Source organism: Microvirga sp. P4_G7, assembly GCF_056401005.1.
In genome coordinates this window covers 1-7,754 of record NZ_JBFUKD010000125.1, presented here as the reverse complement: position 1 = coordinate 7,754, position 7,754 = coordinate 1, and the positions used below count along the sequence as shown (strand labels likewise).

The following is a 7,754-nucleotide window of genomic DNA, read 5'->3' as shown; positions in this document are numbered from 1 at the left end:
GCCGTCAGCCGGCCAGCCGAATGGAACCGCGCTTGGAGGGTGAAATCACCCTGGATGTGCCGAATATCCACGTCCAGCGTCATGCCGCGACCATTCTTTGCCGGAGCTTCTGCGCCAGCCACTCGGAGACGAAAAGCGCCACCACCGAAATAGCGATCGAGACCAGCGTCAGCCGCATTGCGCCGCTCTCGCCACCGGGAATCTGCGTGAGAGTATAGATGGCGGTCGGAATTGTTTGCGTTTCACCGGGAATGTTCGACACGAACGTGATGGTCGCCCCGAATTCACCCATTGCCTTGGCAAAACACAGCACCAATCCGGCAATGATGCCAGGCAAGATGAGCGGCAGAGTGACGACGACGAACACCCAGACTGGATTGGCGCCCAGCGTTCCCGCAGCATCCTCGAGGCGACGATCGACGGCTTCGATCGATAGCCTGATTGCACGTACCAGCAGCGGAAAGGCCATGACGGCGCAAGCGAGTGCGGCGCCAGTCCAGCGGAACGCGAAAACAATACCGAACTGCTCGGCCAGAAACGCTCCGATGGGGCCTTTTTTTCCGAACCACAGCAGAAGAAGGTAGCCCGTAACCACGGGCGGCATCACCAACGGAAGATGTACCAGGACATCAAGAGCCTGCCGACCCCAGAACCGGCCGCGGGCCAACGCGAGGGCCATCAGGATACCCGGGATCAAGCTTGCTGCCATAGCAACGGCGGAAACCTTCAGGCTCAGCCCGACGGCGGTCCATTCCGCGGGTGTGAGCCAAGCGTTCACGAACCGGAAGCCGACTTGTCCATGATCGTAAAACCCTGCTTTTCAAATAAGGGGCGCGCTTTACCGGAGCGCAGGAACGCGAGGAAAGCCGCCGCATCAGGATTTGTTTCTGCCGCTGTCAACGCGACTGGATAGATGATCGGCGGATGCGTGTCTTCGGGGAAGGCCGCAACGATCTTGACGTTAGGATCGGCCGCCGCATCGGTCTGGTAGACAATGCCGAGGGGAGCTTCACCGCGCGAGACGAGAAGAAGCGCCGCTCGGACGCTCTCCGCCTGCGCGACCTTGTCCTTCACATCGGCCCAGACGCCGAGTCTTTCGAGCGCCGCCTTGCCATATTTCCCTGCTGGAACTGCATCCACATTGCCCATGGCGAGACGTCCGCCGGCGAGCGCATTGGCGAGTTCAAAGCCAGGCTTCACGGCCAGATCGACCGTAGAGTCCTTCGGCGCAATCAGGGCGATCCGGTTGCCGAGCAGGTTCGAACGGCTTTGGGTCTGGATCAGCTTTTTCTTGTCGAGGTCGTCCATCCAGTCGAGATCGGCTGAAAAAAACACGTCGGCTGGTGCACCGGCTTCGATCTGCTTTGCGAGGGTGTTGCTCGCGGCAAAAGAGACGGTGACCGCCTTCCCCGTATCACGCTGCCACGCTTCGCCGATCTCATCGAGGGCATTCTTCAGGCTCGCTGCGGCGAACACGACCACAGGCTTGCTCTGCGCGAGCGCCACTGAACCCGACATCAAGCCAGCCAGTGCAGTGCAAAAAATAGCGGCGCCAACGCGTGCGGCCCACGTCTTTGGAAGGTGCAGCATGGATTTATCCTCGCTTCAAACGGCTCATCACATCCTAGCGGAGGATAACGCGCTATCAAGCGACCTGGCGTTTAGGGGCTTGGCGGCCAACTACCCGAACGAGCCGATATCCAAGCAGAACCGTGATGATGGCGGCATAGACGATAGGCTCCATGGGCCAGGATTTGACGACAAGCAGGAAGTGGAGCGCCGCGCCTATTGCAGCGAGGTACACGAGCTTGTGGACCCGAGCCCAGGTCTGCCCGCCCAGACGGCGGATTGCGGTGTTGTTCGATGTCGCGGCAAGCGGAATGAGAATGATGAACGTCGCCATGCCGATGGTGATATAGGGCCGCTTGACGATATCGGCCCAGATGGCAGCCCAATCGAGCCCCTGATCGAGGACGAGATAAGTCGTCAGATGGAGTGCGGCATAATAAAAGCAGAGGAGCCCCAGAGTACGGCGATATCTAAGCAAATTGATCTTAAAGAGCTGCCGCAGGGGCGTGATGGCCAGGGTCAAGATCAAGAATCGCAATGCCCAGAGGCCGAGCGTTTGTTCCAGATATCGCATGGGATCAGCGCCGAGCCGATCGTTGACGCCGAGGTAGAAATACCAGACAGCGGGCACGAAGCCGACGATATAGATTGCGATCTTCGGCACCTCGAAGCGTTTCGCGCTTGCGGGCGGACGCTTCGCCATCAGTAGAACTTCCGCAAATCCATGCCGGAATAGAGGCCTGCGACCTGCTCGGCATAGCCGTTGAACAGGAGCGTCGGCCGGCGTTTGACGAACAAACCGCCCTCCCCGATCCGCCGCTCGGTCGCCTGGCTCCAGCGGGGGTGATCGACGGCGGGATTTACATTGGCGTAGAACCCGTATTCATCCGAGGCTTGGCGGTTCCAAGAGGTCTCGGGCTCCTTCTCGACAAAGCTGATCCGGGTGATCGACTTGATGCCYTTGAAGCCGTATTTCCAGGGCACGACGAGGCGGATCGGCGCGCCGTTCTGATTCATGAGCGTTTCGCCGTAGAGGCCGACGGCCATGAGGGCTAGCGGATTCATGGCTTCGTCTATCCGGAGCCCTTCGACATACGGCCAATCGAGGACCGGCAAAAGGCCACGCTGACCTACCATCTCCTCGGGACGATAGACGGTCTCGAACGCAAGGTATTTGGCACCGCTCATCGGCTCGACGCGCTTGACGAGATCGGCCAGCGGAAAACCGATCCATGGGATCACCATCGACCAGCCTTCCACGCAGCGCATCCGATAGATGCGCTCCTCGAGCTTCGCCGGTTTGATGAGATCCTCGAGCGTATACGTCGCCGGCTTGGCCACCAGACCGTCGATCTTCACGGCCCACGGCGACGTTTTCAACGTGCTCGCATGCGCCGCCGGATCCGCCTTGTCGACGCCAAACTCGTAGTAGTTGTTGTAATGGGTCACGTCCTCTTTGCTCGTCGGCTTTTCGTCCGTCGAGAAGGGACTTTTCTCTGCCGTGAGTGGCGCCGCCGCTGCGCGTCCTGCAAGACCGCCAGCCAAAGCGGCACCCGCGAATCCCGCCATCCATTGACGTCGGTTCAGGTAGAGATCCCGTGATGTGATCTCGGATGGAAGCACGTCTGACGGGCGACGGATCAGCACGGCGGTACCTCGCTTGGAACCCAGGGATACATCGGTACACCGAAACAGAAACCGACGCTTTCACGTTTCCGTTATGCTGTCGCCGCCTCGGAAATACGCTTGGAGAACGCTTTCCGTTGGGACAAGTTCGCGTCAGACGGATGCTATCCGTAGTCCCGCCTCGTCAAAAAGGTGTGACTGCAGGCTGACCGGTTGCAGCGCGATCGCCTGTCCCGGTCGCAGGTCGACCCGCTCGCGCAGCACGACGGTGACGTTCGCGCCTGCCGCCTTGACGATGAGGGTGGTGTCGGATCCCGTCGGTTCGATCACCGAGACCGTTGCTGGAATCGAGCCCGGCGTCCCTTCCGCGACAAGTTGAAGATGTTCCGGCCTGATGCCGTAAGTCAGCTTCGCTCCGAGCGACTGCGTGCCTTTCAGCGCGAGCGGCAATACCGCGCCGCCGGTCAGCACCAGTCCGTCGGGGCCAAGAACACCATCCATGAAGTTCATGGCCGGCGAGCCGATGAAGCCCGCAACGAACCGGTTGACCGGCCGATCGTACAATTCCAGCGGTGCGCCGATTTGTTCCACGATGCCGTCATGCATCACGACGATCTTGTCTGCCATCGTCATGGCTTCGATCTGGTCGTGTGTGACGTAGACCGTCGTCGTCTTGAGGCGCTGGTGGAGTTCTTTGATTTCCGCCCGCATCGCGACACGCAACTTGGCATCGAGGTTCGACAATGGCTCGTCGAAAAGGAAGACCTGCGGATCGCGCACAATGGCGCGTCCCATGGCCACGCGCTGGCGTTGACCGCCCGACAATTGGCGCGGGTAGCGATCCAGCAGCGGCGCCAGGCCGAGCGCTGCTGCAGCATCCTCGACGCGCTTCTTCTGCTGGGCCTGCGGCGTGCCCTTCAATTTGAGCGAGAACGCCATGTTCTCGGCAACCGTCATGTGCGGATAGAGTGCATAGTTCTGAAACACCATCGCGATATCGCGGTCCTTCGGAGCCACCTCGTTGACCACCCGCTTTCCGATGCTGATCGTTCCACCGTCGATATCTTCGAGACCCGCGATCATCCGCAGCAGGGTCGACTTTCCGCAACCGGAGGGCCCGACGAGGATGACGAACTCACCGTCCTGAATATCGACGCTCACGCCCTTGATGATCGATACGGCTCCATACGACTTCTTCGCGTCGCGGATCGCTACGTTCGCCATTGTTCTCTCCCGACCCTGTGTTATGCCGCCCCGCCTTCGATGGCGTGGACGAATCGTCTTGTAATTTCGCGTGGATTCGTGATGGCAGTGCCAACGACGACGGCGTGAGCCCCACGGGACAGGGCCTCCGCGACGAGCTCCGGCGTGTCGAAGCGCCCTTCGGCGACGACAGGCGTGGAGACGGCGGCGACGAGGGCCGACAGCAGCTCGAGATCGGGCCCCTTGGTTTTGGAGGACGCTGTCTCATCGGTATAGCCAGCTAGGGTCGTCGCAACATAGGTTGCACCATAGGATTGTGCAGCCTTTCCCTCCTCCAGCGTCGAGACGTCGGCAAAGACCTCACGTTTCAGCTCATCGCGGATACGGGCGACCAGATGGGCCACCGGCTCGCCATTCCGCGGCCGGGGGGTTGCGTCGATCGCGATCACGTCGGCTCCCGCATGGGCGATCTGAGACGCGCTCTCGAAGTTCGGTGTGATGTAGACCGGGAATCGCTCGTCGAAGACCTTCGAGATGCCGATGATCGGAAGCGTCGAGATGGCACGGATGGCCGCCACGTCCTCGGCCCCATTGGCGCGAAACCCGCGCGCTCCGCCTGCGGCGGCCGCCCGCGCCATGGCCGACATGAAGATCGGGCCGTGCAGCGGGTTATCCGCGCGAGCCTGGCATGAGACCAGAAGCGTGCCTTTCGGAATCAACATTGCTGTTACCTACTTCACCGCTCCCGCAGTCATGCCCTGAATGAACTGACGCGACAAGGCGATATAGAGAAGCGTAATCGGAGCCGCGGCAATCGTCAGTCCGGCAAACAGCATGCCCCAATCGGTCGTGTATTCCCCCATGAACGAGGTCAGACCCTGCGGCAGCGTTTTGGCGGAATCCGTCTGAATGAACACGAGCGGGAAGAAGAAGTCGTTCCAGATCGGCACGGCGTTCTGGATGGCTGCGATGGCCATGGGTGGGCGCGCGAGCGGCAGCATGACCGACCACATGATGCGCGGTTCGGATGCGCCATCGATACGCGCCGCGTCCTCGAGCTCGGCCGGCAGCGAACGAAGGAATCCCGCCATGATGAAGACTGCCGACGGCAGGCCGATGGCCGTGTAGGTGACGACGAGCGCCCAGCGCGAATCGAGCAGATGGAGATCGCGAAGGAGGATGAAGAGTGGAATGACCGCGAGCTTCAGGGGCAGCATGAGCCCCGCCAGGAAGAACAGGAGGATGAACGTATTCGTCCGAGACTCGTAGCGAGCCACCGCATACCCGGCCATCGTGCCGAGAACGAGGATCAGCACGATCGAGAGGCCCGTGACCGCGATCGAGTTCATGAAATAGGTCGGCATCGACGTCTCGCCGAGAACGCGCGCGAAATTCTGAACTTGCGTGAAATCCGGCAGAGCGAACGGATGCTCGAAGATCTCGCCGGTCGTCTTGAACGCAGAGAACACCATCACGACCACGGGGTAGAGCATGATGAACGAGTTCAGGATCAGGATGATCTGCGCGAGAAACGCAAACGAGATCGGCTGTCGCGCAGCCGGAGCGTGAGTGGTGGTCGCGGCGCTCAAAACTGGATCTCCCGACGGCGCAGCCACAATGTCAGCAGCGATGCAAAGACGACGATGAAGAGGAAGATCAGAGTCGCAAGCGCCGATCCTTGACCAAAATTCTGGATGCTGGCGCTCTGATTGCCGAAGGCCGTGCGATAGAAGACCAGACCGAGGACATCGGTCGATCCATACGGCGAACCGTCGAGGCCGACCATCACATACGGAATTTCAAACCAGTTGAACGCGCCGATGAAGAGCAATGTGAACAAGATCGTGGTCGAGGGCGCGACCAGCGGCCAGATCACCGTCTTGAGCAGCTGCCATTCGCTTGTGCCATCGAGACGCGCGGCTTCAATGATCTCGGAGGGAATGCGTTGCATGCCGGCGAGATAGACGAGAGTCGGAAAACCGACGAAGTGCCACGCATTGGCGAGGATCAATGCCCAAAGAGCGGTCGAGGCGTCACCGAGCCAGGGTCTCGCCAAAACGTCGAGGCCGACGGTGTAGAGCGCTTGATTGATGATGCCGAAATTCGGATTGAGAAACAGCTTCCAGAGGAAGCCGACGATGATGGTCGAAAGCACCACGGGCACAAAGACCGCGACCCGATGGAATCGAAAACCGAACGGCTCCTTATATAGAAGCCACGCCAGCAGAAAACCGCCGCCGTTCTGAATGATCATCAGCGCGACGAGAGCCTGGACGTTGTGCAAGAACGCATTCCACACCACCGGAGCCATGGTCTGGCCGAACAGCACTTCCTTGAAATTCGCAAGCCCGATGAATTCGCCGCGTGCCAGGCCGCGCCATTCGTAGAAGGCGTAAGCGAACGCGGACAGGATCGGATAGACCACGAACAACGACATGAAGACGATGGGCGGAATGACAAGAAATGCCACCCAACTCCGGTGCTTCAGCGTGCGGGCCTGTTTCGGCGAGACGGGCATGAACTGAACCTTGAAGAAATGGCGGCGAGATCAGAGTCTCGCCGCCATGACAGGTCTTACTTCTGGAACGGCTTGTAGTAGGTCGCGATGCCCTTGTTGATCTCCGCGRCCGCCTGCTCCGGCGTCTGTTGACCGGCGAGCATCTTCTGCACGTTCGACTGCAACAGCACCGATCCGCTCGGCTCCTGATAGCGGAAGCGCACGAGCATCAGGTAGGACATGGAGTTCTCGGCGAGCTTTGCGACTTCCTGGGTCAGCGCGTCCTCGATCTTGATGCCCTTGATGGGCGACAGGTTCTTGAGCGCGTTGGTGAACGAAGTGCCGTATTCCGGCGTCGCGAGGAAGCGAACGAACTTGAGCGCCGCATCCTTCTTCTCCGACTTCGCGTTTACCGCGTAGCCGCCGTCATAATAGGTCGCGATAAGCGCCTGGTCGCCAGCTTTCAGCACAGGCGCAGGGAAGACGCCGAGGTCGAGAGTCGGGTTCTGGTTCTTGAAGTTCGCCACCTCATACGAACCTCCGGCGAACATCGCCGCACGGCCCGCAACGAAGAGCTGTTGCGAGGACGGGTAGTCGACGCCGGTAAAGTTTGGCGAGAAGTACTGGCTCACGTCCTTGAGCTTGGCGAGCGCGTTCACGAAACGCGGATCGGTGAAGTTCGCCTTGCCCGAAGCGATATCCTCTTCGAACTGCTTGCCCAGCATGGAGGACAGCAATCCGCCGACGATCGTCTCGTTCTGCCAAGCGGTCGCAGTGCCGTTTGCGAAGGGGGCGATGTTCTTTGCCTTGAGCGCTTGCGCGACCGCGATCAGCTCATCCCAGGTCTTGGGAGGAGTGA

At 60.3% G+C, this 7,754-nt stretch carries 9 protein-coding genes; all 9 read right to left on the bottom strand.

Going from position 1 to position 7,754, the window contains the following annotated elements:
- Window positions 1-79: 79 nt before the first annotated feature.
- The gene (modB, locus tag AC1DT3_RS08075) at window positions 80-778 is read right to left on the bottom strand and encodes a molybdate ABC transporter permease subunit (protein WP_477464737.1); all 699 of its coding nucleotides are present in this window, start codon (window positions 776-778) and stop codon (window positions 80-82) included.
- Entirely contained in the window at window positions 775-1,590 is an 816-nt protein-coding gene (gene modA / locus AC1DT3_RS08070) for a molybdate ABC transporter substrate-binding protein (protein WP_477464736.1), read from the bottom strand. Before modA ends, modB begins: the two co-directional genes overlap by 4 nt.
- A 55-nt stretch (window positions 1,591-1,645) precedes the next feature.
- A complete protein-coding gene (msrQ, locus tag AC1DT3_RS08065) occupies window positions 1,646-2,272 on the bottom strand; it encodes a protein-methionine-sulfoxide reductase heme-binding subunit MsrQ (RefSeq protein ID WP_477464735.1) in 627 nt (208 codons plus the stop codon).
- Complete coding sequence (gene msrP / locus AC1DT3_RS08060) at window positions 2,272-3,216, bottom strand: protein-methionine-sulfoxide reductase catalytic subunit MsrP (protein ID WP_477464734.1); 945 nt, start codon at window positions 3,214-3,216, stop codon at window positions 2,272-2,274. Before msrP ends, msrQ begins: the two co-directional genes overlap by 1 nt.
- A gap of 132 nt (window positions 3,217-3,348) precedes the next feature.
- Window positions 3,349-4,419, bottom strand: coding sequence for an ABC transporter ATP-binding protein (locus AC1DT3_RS08055; RefSeq protein ID WP_477464733.1), 1,071 nt, complete (start codon window positions 4,417-4,419; stop codon window positions 3,349-3,351).
- Between the two features lie 20 nt (window positions 4,420-4,439).
- Window positions 4,440-5,120 carry an N-acetylmannosamine-6-phosphate 2-epimerase gene (locus AC1DT3_RS08050; protein ID WP_477464732.1) on the bottom strand — a complete coding sequence of 227 codons (681 nt, stop codon included), beginning with the start codon at window positions 5,118-5,120 and terminating at the stop codon, window positions 4,440-4,442.
- 9 nt (window positions 5,121-5,129) lie between these two features.
- On the bottom strand, window positions 5,130-5,987 hold the full coding sequence (locus AC1DT3_RS08045) for a carbohydrate ABC transporter permease (protein ID WP_477464731.1): 858 nt from the start codon (window positions 5,985-5,987) through the stop codon (window positions 5,130-5,132).
- Window positions 5,984-6,916 (bottom strand): carbohydrate ABC transporter permease, encoded by a 933-nt coding sequence (locus AC1DT3_RS08040; protein WP_477464730.1) that lies wholly within the window; start codon window positions 6,914-6,916, stop codon window positions 5,984-5,986. The genes AC1DT3_RS08045 and AC1DT3_RS08040 overlap by 4 nt, the downstream gene beginning before the upstream one ends.
- 56 nt (window positions 6,917-6,972) lie before the next feature.
- The coding region (locus AC1DT3_RS08035) for an extracellular solute-binding protein (protein WP_477464729.1) at window positions 6,973-7,754 on the bottom strand (782 nt) is incomplete at its 5' end.